Raw genomic sequence first — 19552 nt, 5'->3', positions numbered from 1 at the left:
TACTACACTACAACCTTTGCTAAATTACGGAGCAGGTGGTTGTAATGGTGGGTGCACACGTCACCTACATTGATTTATTAAATTGTTAAGCAGGGCGTTCAATGGCAAAACGATCGCTAATACGGATGTAATCGCTGCCAGCTAGACGGCCAACGGGTTTGAGAAGATCCATATCCACATGGCGACCGTCCCACAGGGTGTCATCGATATGAATGGATACCACCTGAGCCAGCACTAACGTGCCTGCCAGCGGCTGGTCGCCAAAGCGAATCATGTCGTATAGCTTACAGCCAAATGCGATGGGAGCGCTGGCAATCCTAGGCACGCTAACGCCCGCCATCTCAGCTTTATCCAACCCCGCTAAGGTAAACTCGTCATCTTCCGGTGGTAGGCTAGCGCTGGTGGTATTGAGCGCTTCAATTAACCCTTCACTGCCGACATGCACAACGCACTCAGGTACTTCATTTAAATTACGCACCGTATCTTTTAGCTCGCCGCTGCCATTAAGCAATGGCGAAAATGCCAGCACCGGTGGATTCACACTGGCGACATTGAAGAAGGAAAACGGCGCTAAATTGGCACTTCCCTGCTTATCCTGAGTGGACACCCAGGCAATTGGCCGGGGGCAAATGCTGCCGGATAACAGCCGATAAATAACGCCGGGGCTTAACGGGGATTCATCTAAAAGGTAGTCGCTCATGGATGGCTCCTTGCTAGTGGGTTTTCAGGCTAGTATCACTTTATAACAGCAAAGCCCACTACGCCCTTTTTTGTCATTATCGATGCGGCCAGTCAACAATCTAGCTGGCGAATAGGGCGCGCTAAATAGTGCAACGACCACTGCCTCCGTGCCAATTGTGCTAGCCTTATGGGTTCACGAGTAACACAGGGGCCATTAATGCTCAGCATTTCCAGTAACGTTACCCTGGCTGATTGGGAGATTGATATCAGCCAGATTCGCGCCCAAGGCGCAGGCGGCCAGAACGTCAATAAAGTCGCCTCAGCGGTACACCTGCGCTTCGATATTCTGAGCTCCACTCTGCCACCGCTCTATAAAGAGCGCTTAATGGCGCTTTCCGACCAGCGCATCAGTAAAGAGGGTGTGGTGATAATCAAAGCTCAAAGTCATCGCAAGCTTGAACTGAATAAAGAGGATGCCCTGGCACGTTTAAAAGAGTTGATACAGAGTGCCAATAAACAGCAAAAAATACGCCGCGCCACTAAGCCCACCAAAGGCTCGCAGCGCCGTCGTGTTGACCACAAAACCCGCAAGGGCAAAATTAAATCGCTGCGCGGAAAGGTATCGGCATCGTAATGACTGGACGACCAATTTCACCCTGCGTACAAATCTGCCAGATTGAGCCAACGACATCGGTGTGCGAAGGCTGTGGCCGAACACTGGATGAAATTACCGGTTGGAGCAGTATGACCGAGGCCGAAAAAACCCCGGTATGGGAACGCTTAGAAACCGAAGGTTATGTCGCTAAAGACTATGCCACTAAAGACTATGTCACTAAAGACTACGTCGCTGAAGGCTCAGCGTGCTGATGTCGATCACTCAATATGTGGTGTAGCTCACCACAGGCCACCATCGGATCATCACAGTTAATCACAATATCTGAGTGCGCCAGCACATAGCTGCGCCCGGTAATGGTGTTCTCCACGACTTGATATGCGCCCTCCTGATGGGTGCCGGTGAAGGTGCCGATAAACCCCGTCTCTCGTAGTGAAACCGTCTCTAACTTGTCGCCTACATTCAAACGCCCTTCGTAATTCATTAGCGCCAAGCGTGCCGACGTCCCGGTGCCCGTTGTGCTGCGGCAAATAACGCCAGGATGAACATAGGTGGTTGAACGTGAACGCGTAAAGCCTTCCCCTATCCGCTCTTCAGGCCCCATAAAGTGCAGAAATGGTAGTGGACCTACGTCGCCGAGGGTGTAGTGAGAAAAGCCACGCTGCGCTTTAATCGCTTCAACAATTTTATAGGCACACTCGGAGAGGGCGCGCTCCTCATCACGCGAAAGTTTGAACCCCAGTTCGGTGGCATCAACCAAGGCGTAAAAACCGCCGCTATAGGCAATCGAATAAGTAACCTCACCAATACCCGGCACTTGAATCGTATCGCGGTAGGTGTCGATATAGCTAGGTAGGCCGCCACAGGTAACCGATTCCACTACCCCGTTATGCACCTTTGCTTCGATTTGCACTAACCCTGCCGGCGCTTCCAGCTTAAAGCGCTGAATACCTTCCTGCTTGGGCACAATGCCGCTCTCCAGTACCGCAGTGGCCGTACACAGCGTATTGGAGCCGGAGTAAATGGGGTAGCCCATTACTTCCATAATAATGTAGCCCGCGACCGCTTCCGGATGGCAGGCAGGCACTAGCAAATCAACCGACATTTCTGGAATACCGTAGGGCTCTTCCAGCAGCAGGCGGCGCAGCCCATCGGCGTCATCGCGCAGGTACTCCATCTGCTCGCGCACGGTGGCGCCAGGCAGTACATCAACTCCCCCGGTGACGATACGACTAACATCGCCACCCGCGTGAGTATCCATTAGCTGGATGATATGCAGATTATGCACTAGCGGCGCTCCTGGTCAGCAGAAGAGGATTTTTCAAGGGCGAACGGCGCACCGTGAGACGCCCACTGAGCGTCAGGAACAAGCACAATTTTGCCCAGGTAATTACTACCCCTATTGACAAAGTAGCGCTCGGCAGCGTGTAGATCAGACAGCTTAAAGGCGGCGTGGAGCACAGGCTTTAATTCGCCGCTGCGAATCCAGGCCACCAGCTGTTCAGCCTCCTCACGGGTGCCGTGGGAGACGCCAAAAATTTGCACTTGGTAAAGATACACCCGGGTCCACATCATTTCGCTCAGGTTGCCACCGCTGGCACCCGCAATAGAAAGACGTGGATAGCTCTTACGCCCCTGCATATCAACAATCATGGTATCGATAAACAGGTTGGTCATCTCACCGCCGACCAAGTCCATCACCACATCAATCGGTTTGCCGCCAGTGGTTTTCAGCACCCGATCAACAAACGTCGGCAAGTCGCCACGGTCAATCACCGCTTCCGCGCCTAGCGCTTTTAGTGCGTCGGCTTTATCTAACTGGCTGACCGCATAGGGAATAGCGCCAATAATGCGGCAAAGCTGGATGAGCGCGGTGCCCACTCCGCCGCTGGCACCACTGACCAGTACACGCTCGCCAGCGCTCACTTTAGCGGCGGTCATCATGTGGTAAGCGGTTTGATACGAGCACATCCCCATGGAGGCAAGCTCCGCGTCGTGCAACTCAGGATTGGGCACGTGATAAAACTGATCTGCAGGCACGGCGATATACTCGGCAAACCCGCCGTCGGCTCCATGGCCGTAATAATCCGGCGTTAGATTAATATCGCGGCGCTCGTCGGCGTAGATATTAAAATCGAGTAACCCTCGCTGGCCAATGCGCCCAGCACTAACGCCTTCGCCGACCGCCACTATACGACCTGCCACATCGGCACCTTGAATCCGTGGGAAGGTTAACGTTGGGGTACCGCCCATGGCAAAGGAGGTAACATCGCCCTTGTCTTTAGTGGGATAAAGCCCTTCGCGCGCTTTGCGATCCGTGTTGTTCTTCGCCGTTGCGGTCACTTGCACCACTACTTGGCCTGCCTTGGGTTGCGGCGTAGCAACATCCTGATGGTATTCCAGCTTTTCGATACCGCCATGTCCGGCCAATAGCATGGCAGCCATTGTGGTTGGCACCGTATGTGTCGTTTCAGCCATGGGGTGGCTCCTCGGTTGGGCTAACGCCCGATGACTAAACAGAGATTAGCAAAAGACAGATTAGCTAAAAACAGGTACGCCAATCAGCGCGGTATGGAGGTAAAATGCAAACACCACATAGGCTATCAAGCCTACGAGCACGGTAGCAATGGTGGCCATTTTATTTGTGCTTACGGGGGCAGACGGTGTAAGACGGTCGCGCTTTTTGGCAGTTTTGAACGCCAGGATAGCCCACACAAGAAAGGCTGCGAAAAAGATAATATCGCCTAGGCGTCCGTTGGCCAGCAGGTGAGCAAAGGCCCAGATTTTCACTGCCAGTATCATCGGGTGACCCAGCTTGGCTTTAATAGCATTGCCCGGCACGTAGGCCGCCACCAACATAATAATCGCAGGCACCATCAGCAACGCCACTGCATGGCGCATTGCCATTGGCGGGTACCAGATATTGATAGGATCAAGGCGCATTTGGCCAAAACCATAAATGGCAATGGCCAAGCCAACGATGGATACTGCCGAATAAGCGATTTTCCAGTTCGCTTCGCCGAGTTTTGCAATCTGTTGCTGGCGCCAGTTTTCAGCAAAGATACGTAAAGAGTGGCTGCCTAAAAAAATCAGTAGGCCGATAATCATAATGGTCATGGAAATACTCCTGGGTAATACGCTAGCCGACGGCTTGATGCCTTATAGTCTTGGTCGCTGCAAAGGATGCCACACTCAACCGCTCACCACCTATGTATGCGTCAACTTTTCGCTCACGGGCTAAAACCAATGTTTGCGCTTAAATAACCAAATCAGTATTCCACCGATCCCCAGCATCGCACCCCATACAAAAAAGTAGCCGTACTCATAGCGCAACTCAGGCATGTTCTCGAAGTTCATGCCGTAGATACCGGCGATAAACGTTAACGGTACAAAGATCGCGGTAATCACCGTGAGAACACGCATGGTGATGTTTAGCTGGTGAGACGAAATAGAGATATAACCATCTATTAGGTCCCCGCAAATGTCGTAATACATCTGAGTTAAGGTATAGAGGCGTTCAAAGCGGTCCGCTACATCGTTAATAGCGTGAAGGGTTTCGCTCTCCTCTCGCGGCAAATGCTCGTAGTCATAGGCCGTTAACTCTTGGGTAATGCCCTGGTGATAACTAAAGATACGGCGCATCTTAACCAGCCGGGAGCGATACGTGATGATCTTGCGCATGAGCGCATCATTACCATTTTCTAATAGCTCGTCCTCCAGGTCGCTTAACGCTGTTTCAAACTCAAGCAGACTGTCGATATAAAAACCCGCCGAAATATACATCACCCGCAGCGCGACGTGTTCCGGCGAGTGGGCCAGTAGGGCTTTTCCGTGCTCGTTGAAAAGGCGCTCAATGGAGAGCGCTTGGCCAGTGTGTAGGGTCACCAGAAACCGCTCACCTACAAAAAAACGGCTCTTCGACGTTGGGTGTGGAATTCGCCCCCTGAGCTGGGCCAGAATATGACCTCCACAGCGGCAGGAGGTATGACATGGACGGCACCCAGATTCTAACACTCGGCCTGGGCTTGGAAGCGCCCTGGATCCTCAAGAACCAGTACCTGGATACCGCCGTGTCGCCCCACCGCCTGAACCTCTATGTCGAGGCGGAGCGAGGCAGTTTCTATCCCTGCCCAGAATGTGGTAAGGCCTGCCAAGCTCATGACTTTGCCGACAAAACCTGGCGGCATCTGAACTTCTTTCAGCATCACTGTTACCTGCATGCTCGCGTGCCGCGCACGAAGTGTCCTGACCATGGCGTCAAGCGCATAGAGGTGCCCTGGGCCCGGCCGGGCAGCGACTTTACCCTGCTGTTCGAGCAAGCGGCCATGTCACTGGTCAAGGAGATGCCGGTACTGGCCGTCTCCCGCCAGTTGGAGATTTCCGACAAACGACTATGGCGCATCGTGCACCACTACGTTGGCCGCATGTTGGGGGAACTGGATCTGTCCAAGGTGGTGACGGTCGGCGTGGACGAAACCGCCTCCCGGCGCGGTCATCGCTATGTCACGGTGTTCCTCGACATGCAGCGCAAGCGGGAACCGGTTATCTTTGCCGTCCCAGGCTGCGGCAAGGATGCCATCCAGGCTTTCAGCGCCTTCCTGGCGGCCCATGGCGGCGACCCGAATAATGTGGTCGAGGTCGTCTGCGATATGTCGCCAGCCTTCCTTAGCGGCGTGACCGAGCACCTTCCCAAGGCCGAGGTAACGGTCGACTGGTTCCATATCGTACAGACCTTCACCAAGCGGCTGGACGAGGTACGCAAGAAAGAGCGCCGGGAGCAGGGGCACCCCAAGTCGCTGCGCTGGGCCCTGCTGAAGAACCTGGATAACAAGAACCTGACACCCAAACAGCTTTCGGCGCTCCAGGAGTTGGTGGCCGATCAGAGCGCCACGGCCGATGCCTGGGTGATCAAGGAGAAGCTACGCTGGATCCAGAAGGCTCCAACGCCCAGAGCGGCTCGGTGGCGCATCACGAACTACCTCAAGGTCATGCAGGCGGCGGTGTCTGAAAAGTCACTGCTGAAGCCGATGGGGAAAGCCCTGGCGACGCTTGAGCGGCACGCCGACGCGGTGGTCAGACGCTGGCTCTCGGGACTGACGAACGCAAGACTGGAAGGAATGAATGGTCTGTTCCAAGCGGCTCGGTCACGGGCACGTGGCTACCGGAACGAGGCCAACTTTATCGCCATGATCTACCTGATTGGCAGCCCGGTGGGCCGCCTATTCGATCAGGCCAAATCCACGTGAAGTGACGAAGAACCAAAAAAACACACCTGCTGAGGCAGGTAGTTAAGTTCAGCATCGAAGGAGGAAATACCGCGATAAATAATCAACGTGTGGTTATCAAACTCTTCGATCTTAGGCGGATGGCGCTCTTTATGGGCGTCCTGAATCGCCATCGGATGAAACTCAAACGCCTCGAAAATTTTACGCTCGCTCTCCTGCGTCTCGCCCTGCATATCGATCCAAATATGGCTGCCTGGCGTGGCTTGCCATACCGACATCAGGTGCTCATCGCCCTCATGGGTTTCGCCTTCAGGAGTGGTCAGAATAGTTCGAATCATGGTCGTCCTTGCGAATAGCGAGCCTTGAGTGAGCAATCAGCACACTCACTAGCGTTGAAGCAATTAAAGCGCCTAGGAACGGCCCCAAAGTGGGAATACTGTCCGGGAAACTCGCCGCAACCGCGCCCGCCAGCAGGCTGCCCTGACTGAACCAGCCCGGTAGAATCGCGCCTAGTAACCCTGCCACTCCACCGGCAATAGCCGCGAATGGCGTCATGCGTTGCCATAGGCCAAGCAGTACGGGCACCACAATAGCGGCACACAGTAAATCGGCCATTAAAAATAGCCGCAGTACCGACAAACCCTGCAAGGCAATCACTACCACCGGGATCATCGCAACTACCGTCACCCAGCGGGCAGCAACCAATGAAACACCCTGCTGTTCACTGCGTGCGACAACCAAAGACGCGATACCATTTTGTAGTGTATCAACGCTGGAGGCCACCAAGGTGACCGCCAGCACTAAGGCAGGCAGCGTCAGCCATGCAGGCGCCTCCGTTAGCAGCGCAAAAAACGGCATGGGTGGCTCGCCGAGGGAGATCCCACTCATGGCGGCCAGCATGCCTAAACCACCAATCACCATTACCACTGCTACCGTCATCGCGCCGCCTAACCAAGCACCGCGCCCCAAACTTCGATCATCACGGGCAGCCCAAACGCGTTGCCAGTACCCCTGATGAAAGAGATTCGCCGCCGTGACGGCGATAACCAGCGTTAACGCGACGCTGAGCGCACTGGCGACAGGAATTGAAGGCAGCGCCGCTTCGCTAGGTATTGCAGGCAACCGCCACAACGCCACGCTACCCACCGCTAACAGAAGCGCAAGCAGCAGCCATGCCTGCCAACGGTCCGTGGCAAGGCTGGCGCGCAGCCCGCCAACTGCCGTATAAACCAGAGTGGTAAGGGCCACGCCAACAATGACCAGCGCGGGCGGCACATCAGAAAGTAACGCGGTGATCGCGCCAATGGCGGTTAGCTCAGCGGCCAAAAAGCAGGCCATATAGCCGACCGACACTAGCGTGACCCAGCGCCGTACGCCTACGCCATAGCAGGCTTCAGCAAACTCGGCGATACTGCGCCCCTCGGGTAGCGCACGACGAATCTTAGGCCCATAAAGCCCCAATACAATGAATGGCAGCGCAGAGCCTAACGCATAACCAGCGAGGGCGAGCGGGCCAACAAAAGCGCCAATTTCGGGGGGAGCAAAGAGAATCCACGCGCCCATTCCGGAGGCAAGAAAGGAGAATCCAAGGGTCGAAGCCGTTTGCGAGTTGCGCGCGGTGACATAGTCATCTAGTGGGCCATCTACCCGGCGGGCACGTAGGCCCAAAAAAGCAAAGCAGCACAGCGCCGCGCCAAGCACGGCTGATGTTAGGTAAAGCATGTCGCACTTCCTCCGCCGGTACTAACCGGATCAGGTTCCAGGGTCTGCGCGCTGCGCATTCTCAGCCCTTTCTAATTGGGCTCCCCTGGCGACAGTGAATGTAGGCGCTATCCTTACCGATAAAAACGCCCTAGTAAAGCTTAAGTAGTGCCTGCAGTATCACTACGGGGCACACGCCCCATTAAGTAAAACTCCTCATTAGGCGGTGTGCCTGCTAGCGTCACTAACCGATTCGATAAGCCAAAAAACGCCGCAATGGCACCGATATCCCAGCAATCCTCCTGAGTAAAGCCCACTTCTAGCAGGTTCGTGAGCCACTGATCGGTCAATTCACCGACGTCAATGGCACAGTGCATAGCAAAATCGAGCATCACACGATGGCGCTCACTAATCGGCGCCACGCGATGATTGATCGCAACTTGATCTGCCAGCAGAGGGTCTTTGCTATAAATTCGTACCAGCGCCCCGTGGGCAACCACGCAGTATAAACAGCGGTTACGCGCGCTAGTGGCGACTACGATCATCTCTTTTTCCGCTTTTGTAAGCGAATCTGACTCGCGCTCCATCAACGCATCGTGATAGGCAAAAAAAGCCCGAAACTCTGCCGGGCGATGAGCTAACATCAGAAACACATTGGGCACAAAACCCGCTTTTGCCTGCACCTCCATAATGGTGTTGCGGATATCTTCCGGCAAATCCTCGAGCGTTTCAGGCACGTTAAAACGGCTTAATGGTGCAAGCATAGTCACCTCATTATTGTGAATGGATTTGCCGTTGCAATGGCGGACGCTAACATTCTTCAGCCAAGCGAGATCGTGCTGTTGATTCCGCTGGAGACATTTTCAGGTTCAAACCAGCGCGCTGTCACCGTTTTGGTTTGCGTCCAGAAAGCGATTGCCTGTTTGCCATTGGGGCCTAAATCGCCCAGCTTTGAAGCCCGCGAGCCGGTGAAGCTGAAGTAAGCGACCGGCACCGGAATCGGCACGTTAATACCGATTTGGCCAACCTCAATATCCGTTTCAAAACGGCGCGCCACCCAACCAGAGTTGGTAAAGATAGAGGTGCCGTTACCGTTAGGATTGGCGTTGATGAAGGCAATCGCTTCATCCAGTGTTTCAACACTCACCACACACAGTACCGGACCAAAAATCTCTTCGCGGTAAATGGTCATATCCGCCGTCACATCAGCAAACAGGGTCGGCCCGACAAAGTTACCGTTGGGATAGCCCTCGACCTGAACATTGCGCCCATCGACCATCAGTTTAGCGCCCTCTTTTTCGCCGGCATCAATCAAGCGCAGCACGCGATCACGGGCTGCTGGTGATACCAGCGGGCCCAAATCCGCATCTAGCTGAGTACCCGGGCCAACTTTCATCTCGCGCGCCGCATCGACGATATCGCCCAGCCACTCGCGCGCCTCGCCGACCAGCACGACTACCGAGTTTGCCATGCAGCGTTGGCCTGCAGCGCCAAAGGCTGAACCCAGCAGGTTGTTGATCGCTTGGCTACGGTTAGCATCGGGCATCACCACACAGTGGTTTTTGGCGCCCATCATCGCCTGCATGCGCTTGCCCGCCGCTGCCGCACGGTTATACAGCAGCGAGCCCACGTGGGTAGAACCGATGAACGAGAGCGCTTTAATATCCTGATGGTCAGCAATTTGGTTAGCCACATCCGGGCCACCGTGAACCACGTTGAGCACACCTGCGGGCACGCCTGCTTCGTGAGCCAGCTCAACTAAACGCATGGTGGAACTTGGGTCTTGCTCTGAAGGTTTCAGAACAAAGGTATTACCGGTAGCAATTGCCAGCGGGAACATAAAGCACGGCAGCATGATAGGGAAGTTAAACGCGGTAATCCCCGCCCCTACTCCCAGCGGCTGGTGCATGGTGTATACATCCACCTCGTTGGCAGCATTTTCCGCCAGTTCACCCAGCTGCAGCGAGGTAATCGAACAGGCGTGTTCCACCACTTCCAAGCCACGGCCTACTTCACCTTCCGCATCCGGCAGGGTTTTGCCATGCTCTTCGGTAATCAATGCCGCAAGCTCTGCGGTATTGTCGCGGATCAGCGCTTGAAGCTTGAGCATAATACGCATGCGCTTGCCCAGGGGCATTTTACGCCACTCTTTAAACGCCTCTTTAGCACTGCTGATAGCGCGCTCTACTTCGTCAGCGGTACAAAACGGTACCCGGGCAACCACTTCTTGTGTCGCCGGGTTAACCACATCGCGCCACTCTTGGCTTTGCGACGGTACGGGCTGGCCATCGATATACATGGGAATTTCGCGAACGGACATAGCGTTGCTCCTATTGTTGATTGTGGTTGTTATGGCGGTGGTTGTTATAAAAAAGCGGTTTTTATAAAGCACGTCGCTGTAAGGCAAGAGCACAGGGTATAGCAGCAAGTTGACGTTAACGTCAACCAGACATTGTATGAGTAAACAGAATCTGCAGCGCGACGTCAATTAGCCTTTCCCTAGAGGCACCGCGCTGGCTATGGGCTTTCAAAGGAAAGCCGCCTGGCTTACGCCGATGTCGCACCGCTCAAAGGCGTTTTGAACGGCGGCGGTAAGCACCGGCTGGAAGTAGAAGTAGAAGTTGATGTGGTGCCACTGGCTGGCTGAGGTCACTCATTGGTTAGGGCGTTAGGCCATCTCGTAGGCGGCTTTTAAGCGGTAAAACTCTTCTACAATGGCGGCCATTTCCTTGGCGTCGTAATCACAAAGACCGCTTACCACGAGCTTTTTGGAGCCGACACCGACCGCTTCACCCGCTGACTCAATCGAGAAATCCAACAGTGCATCAGCCCGCTTGCCATAAACCTCTAACGAGGAATGGTTCAACGTCAAGCCGGGTGAGAAGCCATCTAACCGCTCAAGCGAAAACCCCATGCTATCGTAGATAACCAAAGGACGTTTAGGGTTAAACATCACCCCGTGTTGCTCCATTAATGGTTTGAGATAGTGAGGGAAGTTTTTGCCTGAAAATGCCACATAGCAGCGAGCAAATGCTTCCACCGCTTCAGTATCGCGGGTAATCTCACCACTGCGCACCACCTGCAGGTAGCACTTACCGCTCTCATCGCAGATGTGCAACGTGCCATCGTCTGCTTCGCTAAACTTAAGCGGCGTGTCAGCTCCCACCATGTTGGTGAAGCGAAACTCCATTTGCCGCGATAGCCCAAACGTTGCGAGTACCAGCGCAAACAGCAGGTCACCGGGGACACAAAAGCGGCGTGCATCCAGATTATGAATAGGGTTGTAGTCACCCGCCACGCCTTTGGCGAAACGACTGGCCTGCTCTGCGGAGATCACCACATACTCTCCGCGCTGCGTGTAAAAATCCTTGAACATGGCGTTTGTTGCCTGCCTAGCGTTGAAATCGAAAACCCGTCACTGCCCAACGTCGCGTATAATGCCACAAAACACGCCCCAACAGGAGTGATCTGCTAGGAAAGCCACTATGTCCGACGCGAACTCTCGTTAAACCCGCCTCCCCCCGTCTGCTGCTGAGGGTGTTGATTGGCCTACCTTTCCTAATTTTCGCTGGCTATTACTCATGGTCGTTTAGCTCTCCTGAGTGATCAAGCGACCTGCTGGTTTGACCGCTGGCAGGAAACCAATGGTAGGTAATACCAATAATCGTTGCCTAGCGTTTTTTGCGCTCACGGCGAATCATCTTAACCCGCTCTTTGGCTTTTTGCGGTGTAGAGAGCGGAACCTCCGCCTGATCATGCGTTTTTGGCGGCACAGTGACCCAAGCAAACACTGGCAACGCCAAGTGCCAATGGATCGCCGCCAAACGCAGCCCAAGGGTGACGCCTAGCGAGGCGGCAATCGCTATCGTCAGTGGCGCCTCCAGTGCATCCAGCGCCACGTAAACGACCCCTCCGGCCATCGCCGCCGTGGCGTACACCTCTTCGCGCAGCACCATCGGTACTCGCTGGGCCAACACATCACGGATCATGCCGCCTGCTACACCGGTCATCATGCCCATCAACACTGCCACTGTGCCCGAGTTCCCCAGCAGCAGCGCTTTATGGGCACCAATCACGGTAAACAGTGCCAACCCAAACGCATCGGCGATGGGCAAAAAGCCCCGCGACAGGCGGTGGATATAGTGAAACCCCAACAGCGAAATAACCACAGTGGCTAAAATCACCCACAGGTAGGTCGGGTCGGTCACCCAAAACACCGGCCTGACGCCTAGCACTAAATCGCGCAGCGTGCCCCCGCCAATGCCAGTTACCGCCGCCAAAACCAGCATACCAATCGGATCCATGCGCGACCGGCACGCCAAAATCACGCCCGATAGTGCGAACACGATGACCCCCGCCATATCCAGCCAATAGACCACGCCCGACACGTCCCTCTCCTTTATGCTCGATACCTAATGCTCGATACCTAATGCTCGATATCTATGAAGGCAGGCAGGATAGCACCCTTTATGAGTTTATTGACGTCAACACTTATACTCTAAGGGCGATAAATACCTATGAGTAGGTTACGCTGATATATCGCAATAATAACGGAATGGAAACTGCTATGGACTGGAATCCAGCTTATAGCTGGCTTGTGCTGGCGCTACTGCTTAGCTTGGGTGAACTGACTTCTGGCGCGATGGTGCTACTGGCACTAGGGATTGCCGCTGCGCTCACAGCAGCCGTTACTGCGTTGGGATTAACGCTTCCCTGGCAGCTGCTCAGCATGGCTATTTTTACTGGAATATTGTTGCCACTCTGCATCATGGTGATTCGTCCGCGTTTCTCCCCCCGTGGCGTTGCTTATGGCACAACAGGTACGGGCGTGGAGAAAGGCAATCACTACATTACTCTGCGCCGAGATTTTGATGATGCCACGGGCATTAAAGTAAACGGCGATTTTTATCGTTTACGCGTACTTGATACTGGTGAAATCGAGTTACCCAACGGCACAACGGTTGTATTTAGGCGTTTTGAAGGCACCACTGCGCTGGTCACGCTACATCAGCCCGCAGATAGTGCCCCTCAAGATGACAATTCCCCACGCAAGGAACCTTAACGATGGATTTACCCATTAGCCCCGGCTTATTAATAAGCCTAATTGTTGTCGCGATCGCGGTAGTGATCATTTCTAAAGGCTTAATCATTATCCGCCAATCTGAAGTCATGGTGGTTGAACGCCTCGGGTCGTTCAATCGCGTATTAGAAAGTGGTATTAATATTATTATCCCGTTTATCGAACAACCCCGCGCCATCACCATGCTGCGCTATCGCAAACTCGGTGAGGAATACACCGCCATCACCACAGACGAAATCCGCATCGACCGTCGCGAAACGGTCATGGACTTCCCCGGTCAGCCGGTGGTAACTACCGATAACGTCACGGTGCGTATCAATGGTGCGCTTTACTACCAGATTATCGACCCTAAACGGGCCGTCTATGAGGTCGTCAACATGAGCCAAGCGGTTGAGGTACTGGCCAAGACGACGCTGCGTTCTGTGGTCGGCAAGATGGAGCTAGATAAGCTGTTCGAATCCCGTGCGGAAGTAAACAATGAGATTCAAGCGGCAATGGAAGAGCCGGCTTCTAAATGGGGCATCAAAATCTCCCGCGTCGAAGTACAGGATATCGCCATGCCGGAAGAGGTGGAAACCGCTATGCGCCTGCAAATGGCCGCCGAGCGTAAGCGCCGCGCCACCGTCACCGAAGCCGAAGGGGAAAAATCAGCCGCGATTGCCATGGCTCAGGGCCAGCGCGAATCCTCTATCCTCAATGCGCAAGGTGATAAAGAGTCGGCGATTCTGCGCGCCCAGGGTGAGCAGGAGTCGATCAAACTGGTGCTTAGCGCCATTGGCGATAGCGAAGAGAATAAACGCACCGTCGTGGGCTACCTGCTGGGTCAGAGCTATATCAAGGTATTACCCAATATGGCGAAAGATGGCGAGCGGGTATTCGTCCCCTACGAGTCGTCGGCGCTGCTTGGTTCGATGGGCATGTTCCGTGAGATGGCTGGCTCGCCTGAAGATACCGTGGCTAATCATCTTAAAGACCATAGCCACAATAACAGTAATTTGCGTAGTGGGATCGTAGGTGGTGCCGCTGGCGGTCACTGATCACGTTATCAATGCGTACGCTGAAAAAAGCGATAAGCTGAGCCACTGAGTGGCTCAGCTTTATTTTCCCTGAGGGAAAATAAGCGAATGGCTTAACGTTGAAGTAGATCACATCGCCAAAGCGTCGTTTTTAGTTACACTGTTAATGCTTCAAACTTATAAGACTTACACAGCATCCACGCGCGGTAATCAACCAAATAACAGCATTGATGAGTAGATTGACCGCTACCAGTAGATGGGGACTCTCACCATGCCGCCCTGTGGGTTAGCCTTACGCCATAGCATTCTGCTAACGATGGCCTTTGCCATACTGTCGGTGTTTTCTATTGGCCTCCAAGCCGACTCCTCATCTCAACCACTGCAAAGCTGGGAGTATCGCTGGGGCGACTCTCCTTTTGATGTCGATCACCATCCCCAATGGCTGCAAAGCAAATCAACAGAGTGGCTGTCGATTGACTCCCCTTTTAACCCACCAGGCCGCGGCGGCCACGAGCACCTCTGGCTACGTACCACGCTTCCCGCCGGGGATTGGAGCGATCCAGTCCTCTTTATCACCAGTATTAATTTGATTGGGCAAGTTTATCTAGGCGACGAACTCATTTATCAATATGGTGAATTTGACGATCAAGGCAAAGGCGATTTTGCGGGTTGGCCCTGGCACATGATCGACCTACCCGAAAACACCGCCGGCCAGACACTCACCTTCCGCTTCTACTCCTCCTACACCAGTATTGGCTTGTGGGGCCAAGTTCAGGTAATGGAGCGCATTGAGGTTCTAAAGCAAGTTATCCACGATTCCACCCAGGATCTCGGCGTTAGTGCGTTGGTATTGGTACTCGCCATCTTGGCCACTATTTTCGCGCTAATAGGCCCCGAGCGCCGCGGTTTTGGATCAATCGCGCTATTTGCCTACGCCTCGGGGCTAATGCTGCTGGCAGAGACGCCTGCACGCCAATTCATTGCCGATGGGCCACTGGCCTGGGACACACTTCGCGCGGGCAGCTACTACACCTTGCCGGTGGCATTAGGATTGCTACTCAGCCACTGGCTGGAAGGCACCGCTAAGCGTTGGATAACTCACTTGTGGATTATCCACCTAGCGTACCTGATTCTTGCGATAGGCTTAGTTCAGTTGGGGATGGTGAGCCTTTCACTAACCTTCCCCGTATTTGATGTCATGCTTGCCTTTACGCTTCCCTTGATGCTGACGCTTGCGCTCATGCGTTTTAAACGGCTCAGCCTTGAACAACGGCTGCTGGTGGTTAGTGTTACTTTTTTTGCGCCACTGCTGTTAGCCGATATGGCGGTCGCCCACGGCTTTGTCGGCTGGCGTAGCGTGCCTTTGAGCTATGGCACGCTGGCTTTTTCTTTAGCGAACGCGGCTATTTTTCTGTGGCACTACCGGCATACACAGCAACAACTTGCCATGGCCAATGAGACCCTAGAGCAGCAGGTGGCGGCGCGCACCGCCGATCTCGACCGATTAGTTCAAGAACTGGAAGGACTTTCACGCAGAGACCCGTTAACAGGCCTGCATAACCGACGTCATTTCGACATTGCATTTGAACACCAGTGTCAGCGAGCTAAGCAGCATGCCAGTCAACTTTCCGTACTAATGCTGGATGTGGATCATTTCAAGCAGATTAACGACGATTTTGGCCACGATGCAGGAGACGCGGTACTGGTTGAAATTGCCCTGCTACTGCGGCATCACCTACGGGATATGGACGTGATCTGTCGCTTTGGGGGTGAAGAGTTTGTTGCTCTGCTGCCCGCCACCTCCCAAATCGCCGCCGAGTCTCGCGCCAAAACGTTGTTAACCACCATTGCTCATCAGGCATTTATCTATCAAGGCACCCGGCTGCGGCAAATCACGTTCTCCTGCGGTGTTGCAACGTATCCTGATCACACTCAAGACCCTAAGAGATTACTACGCTTTGCCGATGAAGCGCTTTATCAAGCCAAGCACAGCGGTCGTAACCGCTGCGTTGTATGGGAAGAGACGCTTGAGGCACAAGGGTTTATGCTCGGCAAACAGCAACCATTATAATCACTGCTGGTACAGGTTGATTAAGCAGACCGCGTCTGCCAGAAAGTGATGATAAACACGGCGCAATCCTGCTCAGCGCTGTTGGCAAGGTTTTATTCGCTTGGTGGGTTACCTCAATCACCCGTTGAGGACGGTTATGTCCAGTCAATGCATGACTCATCGAATTACCTTAGTTGATGCAAAAAAGGTAATGCAAAAAAACAATTTGTTACAAAGGTAATCAAAAAGCCTGAATAGATTAAGTCAGTGGCTGCCCTACATACCTATTGGCTCAAACGGGTAAATCCACGGGGGGCGGCAATACGAAAGAAACGCTCGACCACCTCGGCGTGAGTTGCCGGTGTCATCAGTGAAACCGCCACAAACACCGGCAGATTAATCATCAATCCCCAGAAGCCCGCGTGAATACCCAGCGGATGCGGCCATAACGTAGTCAACGCCACAGTAATCAGAAAGCCCGCCACGATACCGGCCATCACGCCCAGGCGAGAAGCCCGCGGCCAAAAGAACATACCGATAAAGGCGGGCAGCACCTGGGAGGCAAACCCCAACCCCACCAACAGAATCATTACCAAACTGCCGGGTTCGGCAATCGCCAGCGGCGCTACCACTAAAAACATAATGGGCAGGATCAGCAGCCGCGCAAGTTTTCCAGTAACGCCATCCGAGAGTGTTAACACCGGCTGAAGCACATCTTTGCTGAGTGACAGCGATACCGAGTGAATAAACGGCTCGCTGGAAGACATTGAGGCCGCCAGGGTACCCGCACCGAGCAATCCTACTAATACCACCGGCAAGTGCTGCATGGCGTACTCAAGTACCACAGTATCGGCCCTGGCCAGTTCAGGCAGCGAAAAAATGCCGATAAAGCCCACAACGACCATGGGCAGAATAACCACGTAATAAGTGGGCAGCCACGTCGCGCTGCGACGAATAGTACGTGCCGAGGAAGCGCTCATCCACTGCGTCCACACCGGCGGCATAAACGAGAACATGGAAACGATGATCGAGGTCGTCCAGAAACTAAAGCTCATATCGCCGCCTGCGCCTGGCAGAGTGAGAAACTCACTATGCTCGGCCTGAATACGTTCGAACACCCCGGCAAAACTTAAGCCGCCGGTAGCGCTGTGCACTGCCCACAGGCCGACGGCCCAGGCGACGATCAGCATCAACACGCCTTGAAAGGCATTGGTGAGACCAATCGCCCGCTGACCGCTGGCGTAGAGATAGACGGCAATGCAGGTCAGCACCAGCACTACCCCCAACCAAATCGGAATCAAACCGCCGCTCATCACAAACAGAATATAAGCCGAACCTATGGTCTGTAGCACTGCATAAGCAATGGAGCCAATCGCCATGACAATTGCCGCCAGTGCGCCCAGCGCAGGGCTCTGGTAGCGGTCAGCAATGGCGCTTGCCTGAGTTACGTGACCAAACTGCTCGCCGAACTGCCACACTTTAGGGCCGAAATACCAAGCGATCAGCGCTAGGTACGAGAGGTAAATCGCCACATAAAACACCGCCACCCCTTTGGAATAAGCCCACCCAGGCGCTCCCATAAAGGTGTAAGCACTCACACTACCGGCGGCTATCAGCAGGTAAAGCGTCACCGGCCCCATGCTGCGGCCCGCCACGCCCCACTCCTCCAAGCTATTCATGGAACGCCCTGCCCTGGCGCGTAGGCCAATCGCCATCGCGATGGCGACATAGGCCAAGGTAATCAACAATGGCCAAGGGCTATTCATGGTCGTCTCGCTCCACAATGCGGTTGCCGATCAGCATCACCACTACGCAGGCAAAAATCACCAGGTAACTCCACACCACTAACAAAGGCAGGCCCATCACTAAGGCTGCCCTGTTTACCCAACCAATCACCGGCCACGTACCCGCCAGCACCAACGCCACAAACGCAATTAACAGCCCCCAGCCCGCCCGGGAGGTAGGCAGTACCAATAAACGACCCATGAGTGTTCCCTTTAGTGATTTGATGACTGCTTTTAAACGCTAACCCCTCACTTTACACACGGACTTTCTGTTCATCACTGGCCCAACTGCCGCTCCATCACCGTAACGTGCTCTTTTCGATACTCAACGTCCTCCCTATCCTGCCAACCCAACCGCCGGTAAAGCGCCTGTTGATCAGGGGTATAGAGATAGATGCGCTCAAAGCCATGCGCAGCTGCTTCGGCTTCCACCCGTTTCACCAACGCAGAGGCAATGCCCTTCCCCCGCCATTCGGGCACAACAAATACTGAGGCCAGCCAGGGGGGAAAGTTCGCGGCGAATACAGTAGCGATATATGGGTAGGCTGGCCAGCGCCGATACCTTCCGCACACGCCGCTAGCCAGAGGCTTTACCGCTATTATCTGTAGCAAAAACTGCAACCAGATAGGGTTCATCTACCTTGAAAGCAATTGCCAACTTAATACAAAAGCGGCAATGCAATTAAGCCATCAGACGGACAATGACTTCATTTTCTTAGCCAGTTCATCGTCCAACTCATTGGCCCGCTTGGCTGCTGGCCTGCTTTCCATACGCTCTATGTAATGCTTAAACACCTCTTTTGGTGGGATATTCTCCTGCATTGTTTCCCACCAGAGATAACTGCTAACCAATATATCTGCGGCCGTAAACTGATCGCCGCAAATATAAGCGTTTTCACTGAGTACTTTTTCAAGCGTATTGATACTGTCTTCCACTTGGCCACAACCAACGGCCTGTACGTTGCTGCTGTCGATTTTCCAATTGTAGGCCTTTACACTAGTAGCCATTTCAAACGGACCCGCCATAAAAAAAAGCCAGCGATAATAAACTCCACGTTCGGGAGATTGCGGGGGTGGTGAAAGCTTTTTATCCGGAACCTGATCCGCCAGGTACGCGCAGATAGCCGCCACTTCCGTCACAACAGTGTTGCCATGTTTGATGGCAGGCACCTTGCCCATGGGGTTTATGGCCAAGTAGTCCTCAGATTTCATCTCTGAATCGAACTCCATCGCCTTTACCGAGTAGTCTATGCCTACTTCTTCCAACATCCAGCGCACAACGCGCCCGCGGGACATAGGGTGGGTGTAAAACGTTAGTTCTGACATATTAGGCTCCTTTTTCATTCAATCTTCAGGTGACATAAGGTACTGCCAGGTCAGATTAGTGTGTTAATAGGTGAGA

At 53.9% G+C, this 19552-nt stretch carries 19 protein-coding genes, 2 pseudogenes and 1 riboswitch; of the genes and pseudogenes, 6 read left to right on the top strand and 15 right to left on the bottom strand.

The window, feature by feature from the left end:
- Positions 1–85: 85 nt before the first annotated feature.
- Complete coding sequence (locus tag ACQE2I_RS05245; protein ID WP_427030411.1) at positions 86–700, bottom strand: flavin reductase family protein; 615 nt, start codon at positions 698–700, stop codon at positions 86–88.
- A gap of 198 nt (positions 701–898) precedes the next feature.
- On the opposite strand from ACQE2I_RS05245, the gene arfB reads away from it, so the two are divergent.
- Together arfB and ACQE2I_RS05235 are read left to right on the top strand one after the other, a co-directional pair.
- Positions 899–1315: an alternative ribosome rescue aminoacyl-tRNA hydrolase ArfB gene (arfB, locus tag ACQE2I_RS05240; protein ID WP_427030410.1), complete on the top strand. Its 417-nt coding sequence runs from the start codon at positions 899–901 to the stop codon at positions 1313–1315.
- Positions 1315–1548: a DUF1289 domain-containing protein gene (locus ACQE2I_RS05235; RefSeq protein WP_427030409.1), complete on the top strand. Its 234-nt coding sequence runs from the start codon at positions 1315–1317 to the stop codon at positions 1546–1548. The genes arfB and ACQE2I_RS05235 overlap by 1 nt, the downstream gene beginning before the upstream one ends.
- On the opposite strand, the gene ACQE2I_RS05230 is transcribed toward ACQE2I_RS05235, so the two are convergent.
- From ACQE2I_RS05230 to ACQE2I_RS05215, 4 genes and pseudogenes are all read right to left on the bottom strand, one after another.
- Complete coding sequence (locus tag ACQE2I_RS05230) at positions 1521–2555, bottom strand: proline racemase family protein (protein WP_427031390.1); 1035 nt, start codon at positions 2553–2555, stop codon at positions 1521–1523. The two genes, ACQE2I_RS05235 and ACQE2I_RS05230, sit on opposite strands and share 28 nt — an antisense overlap.
- 26 nt (positions 2556–2581) lie before the next feature.
- On the bottom strand, positions 2582–3772 hold the full coding sequence (locus ACQE2I_RS05225; RefSeq protein WP_427030408.1) for a zinc-binding dehydrogenase: 1191 nt from the start codon (positions 3770–3772) through the stop codon (positions 2582–2584).
- A 60-nt stretch (positions 3773–3832) separates the two neighbouring features.
- Complete coding sequence (locus tag ACQE2I_RS05220) at positions 3833–4411, bottom strand: NnrU family protein (protein WP_427030407.1); 579 nt, start codon at positions 4409–4411, stop codon at positions 3833–3835.
- Between the two features lie 120 nt (positions 4412–4531).
- Positions 4532–5203: pseudogene (locus ACQE2I_RS05215) on the bottom strand (magnesium transporter CorA family protein); the annotation flags it as partial.
- A gap of 80 nt (positions 5204–5283) precedes the next feature.
- Here ACQE2I_RS05215 and ACQE2I_RS05210 point away from each other — a divergent pair.
- Entirely contained in the window at positions 5284–6540 is a 1257-nt protein-coding gene (locus tag ACQE2I_RS05210; protein ID WP_427029281.1) for an ISL3 family transposase, read from the top strand.
- Between the two features lie 14 nt (positions 6541–6554).
- Here the strand turns inward: ACQE2I_RS05210 and ACQE2I_RS05205 are convergent.
- From ACQE2I_RS05205 to ACQE2I_RS05180, 6 genes and pseudogenes are all read right to left on the bottom strand, one after another.
- Positions 6555–6857, bottom strand: a pseudogene (locus ACQE2I_RS05205) (CorA family divalent cation transporter); the annotation flags it as partial.
- Positions 6829–8241: a sodium:solute symporter family transporter gene (locus tag ACQE2I_RS05200; protein ID WP_427030406.1), complete on the bottom strand. Its 1413-nt coding sequence runs from the start codon at positions 8239–8241 to the stop codon at positions 6829–6831. The gene ACQE2I_RS05200 and the pseudogene ACQE2I_RS05205, both read right to left, overlap by 29 nt.
- Positions 8231–8338, bottom strand: a riboswitch (TPP riboswitch). Its footprint overlaps the gene before it by 11 nt.
- Positions 8339–8381: 43 nt before the next feature.
- Positions 8382–8984: a peroxidase-related enzyme gene (locus ACQE2I_RS05195; protein WP_427030405.1), complete on the bottom strand. Its 603-nt coding sequence runs from the start codon at positions 8982–8984 to the stop codon at positions 8382–8384.
- A gap of 56 nt (positions 8985–9040) precedes the next feature.
- Positions 9041–10540: a CoA-acylating methylmalonate-semialdehyde dehydrogenase gene (locus tag ACQE2I_RS05190; protein WP_427030404.1), complete on the bottom strand. Its 1500-nt coding sequence runs from the start codon at positions 10538–10540 to the stop codon at positions 9041–9043.
- A gap of 348 nt (positions 10541–10888) precedes the next feature.
- Positions 10889–11596, bottom strand: a complete 708-nt coding sequence (locus ACQE2I_RS05185) for a DUF3581 family protein (RefSeq protein ID WP_427030403.1) — start codon at positions 11594–11596, stop codon at positions 10889–10891.
- A gap of 295 nt (positions 11597–11891) precedes the next feature.
- Positions 11892–12608 (bottom strand): trimeric intracellular cation channel family protein, encoded by a 717-nt coding sequence (locus ACQE2I_RS05180; RefSeq protein ID WP_427030402.1) that lies wholly within the window; start codon positions 12606–12608, stop codon positions 11892–11894.
- Between the two features lie 179 nt (positions 12609–12787).
- Here ACQE2I_RS05180 and ACQE2I_RS05175 point away from each other — a divergent pair, with 179 nt between their 5' ends.
- From ACQE2I_RS05175 to ACQE2I_RS05165, 3 genes are all read left to right on the top strand, one after another.
- Complete coding sequence (locus tag ACQE2I_RS05175; protein ID WP_427030401.1) at positions 12788–13282, top strand: nodulation efficiency, NfeD-like protein; 495 nt, start codon at positions 12788–12790, stop codon at positions 13280–13282.
- Positions 13283–13284: 2 nt separating this feature from the next.
- Entirely contained in the window at positions 13285–14337 is a 1053-nt protein-coding gene (locus tag ACQE2I_RS05170) for an SPFH domain-containing protein (protein ID WP_427030400.1), read from the top strand.
- A gap of 250 nt (positions 14338–14587) precedes the next feature.
- Entirely contained in the window at positions 14588–16387 is a 1800-nt protein-coding gene (locus ACQE2I_RS05165; RefSeq protein ID WP_427030399.1) for a GGDEF domain-containing protein, read from the top strand.
- A 263-nt stretch (positions 16388–16650) separates the two neighbouring features.
- On the opposite strand, the gene ACQE2I_RS05160 is transcribed toward ACQE2I_RS05165, so the two are convergent.
- The 4 genes from ACQE2I_RS05160 to ACQE2I_RS05145 form a co-directional block, all read right to left on the bottom strand.
- On the bottom strand, positions 16651–18132 hold the full coding sequence (locus tag ACQE2I_RS05160; protein WP_427030398.1) for a sodium:solute symporter family protein: 1482 nt from the start codon (positions 18130–18132) through the stop codon (positions 16651–16653).
- Entirely contained in the window at positions 18125–18352 is a 228-nt protein-coding gene (locus ACQE2I_RS05155) for a hypothetical protein (protein ID WP_427030397.1), read from the bottom strand. Before ACQE2I_RS05155 ends, ACQE2I_RS05160 begins: the two co-directional genes overlap by 8 nt.
- 74 nt (positions 18353–18426) lie before the next feature.
- Positions 18427–18762, bottom strand: a complete 336-nt coding sequence (locus ACQE2I_RS05150; protein ID WP_427030396.1) for a GNAT family N-acetyltransferase — start codon at positions 18760–18762, stop codon at positions 18427–18429.
- Between the two features lie 78 nt (positions 18763–18840).
- A complete protein-coding gene (locus ACQE2I_RS05145) occupies positions 18841–19476 on the bottom strand; it encodes a glutathione S-transferase family protein (protein WP_427030395.1) in 636 nt (211 codons plus the stop codon).
- Positions 19477–19552: the final 76 nt, after the last annotated feature.

It is taken from the genome of Halomonas sp. H2 (assembly GCF_050215315.1).
Lineage (GTDB): Bacteria > Pseudomonadota > Gammaproteobacteria > Pseudomonadales > Halomonadaceae > Vreelandella.
Note: the sequence above shows the minus strand (reverse complement) of the source record. Positions and strands in the feature narration are given on the sequence as shown.

Coding starts and splice junctions, on each gene's coding strand:
- ACQE2I_RS05195 (WP_427030405.1), bottom strand. CDS start 8,984: ATGCTTGCACCATTAAGCCGTTTTAACGTGCCTGAAACGCTCGAGGAT.
- ACQE2I_RS05170 (WP_427030400.1), top strand. CDS start 13,285: ATGGATTTACCCATTAGCCCCGGCTTATTAATAAGCCTAATTGTTGTC.
- ACQE2I_RS05145 (WP_427030395.1), bottom strand. CDS start 19,476: ATGTCAGAACTAACGTTTTACACCCACCCTATGTCCCGCGGGCGCGTT.
- ACQE2I_RS05165 (WP_427030399.1), top strand. CDS start 14,588: ATGCCGCCCTGTGGGTTAGCCTTACGCCATAGCATTCTGCTAACGATG.
- ACQE2I_RS05190 (WP_427030404.1), bottom strand. CDS start 10,540: ATGTCCGTTCGCGAAATTCCCATGTATATCGATGGCCAGCCCGTACCG.
- ACQE2I_RS05230 (WP_427031390.1), bottom strand. CDS start 2,555: ATGGATACTCACGCGGGTGGCGATGTTAGTCGTATCGTCACCGGGGGA.
- ACQE2I_RS05185 (WP_427030403.1), bottom strand. CDS start 11,596: ATGTTCAAGGATTTTTACACGCAGCGCGGAGAGTATGTGGTGATCTCC.
- ACQE2I_RS05160 (WP_427030398.1), bottom strand. CDS start 18,132: ATGAATAGCCCTTGGCCATTGTTGATTACCTTGGCCTATGTCGCCATC.
- ACQE2I_RS05225 (WP_427030408.1), bottom strand. CDS start 3,772: ATGGCTGAAACGACACATACGGTGCCAACCACAATGGCTGCCATGCTA.
- ACQE2I_RS05200 (WP_427030406.1), bottom strand. CDS start 8,241: ATGCTTTACCTAACATCAGCCGTGCTTGGCGCGGCGCTGTGCTGCTTT.
- ACQE2I_RS05220 (WP_427030407.1), bottom strand. CDS start 4,411: ATGACCATTATGATTATCGGCCTACTGATTTTTTTAGGCAGCCACTCT.
- ACQE2I_RS05210 (WP_427029281.1), top strand. CDS start 5,284: ATGGACGGCACCCAGATTCTAACACTCGGCCTGGGCTTGGAAGCGCCC.
- ACQE2I_RS05175 (WP_427030401.1), top strand. CDS start 12,788: ATGGACTGGAATCCAGCTTATAGCTGGCTTGTGCTGGCGCTACTGCTT.
- ACQE2I_RS05155 (WP_427030397.1), bottom strand. CDS start 18,352: ATGGGTCGTTTATTGGTACTGCCTACCTCCCGGGCGGGCTGGGGGCTG.
- ACQE2I_RS05245 (WP_427030411.1), bottom strand. CDS start 700: ATGAGCGACTACCTTTTAGATGAATCCCCGTTAAGCCCCGGCGTTATT.
- arfB (WP_427030410.1), top strand. CDS start 899: ATGCTCAGCATTTCCAGTAACGTTACCCTGGCTGATTGGGAGATTGAT.
- ACQE2I_RS05235 (WP_427030409.1), top strand. CDS start 1,315: ATGACTGGACGACCAATTTCACCCTGCGTACAAATCTGCCAGATTGAG.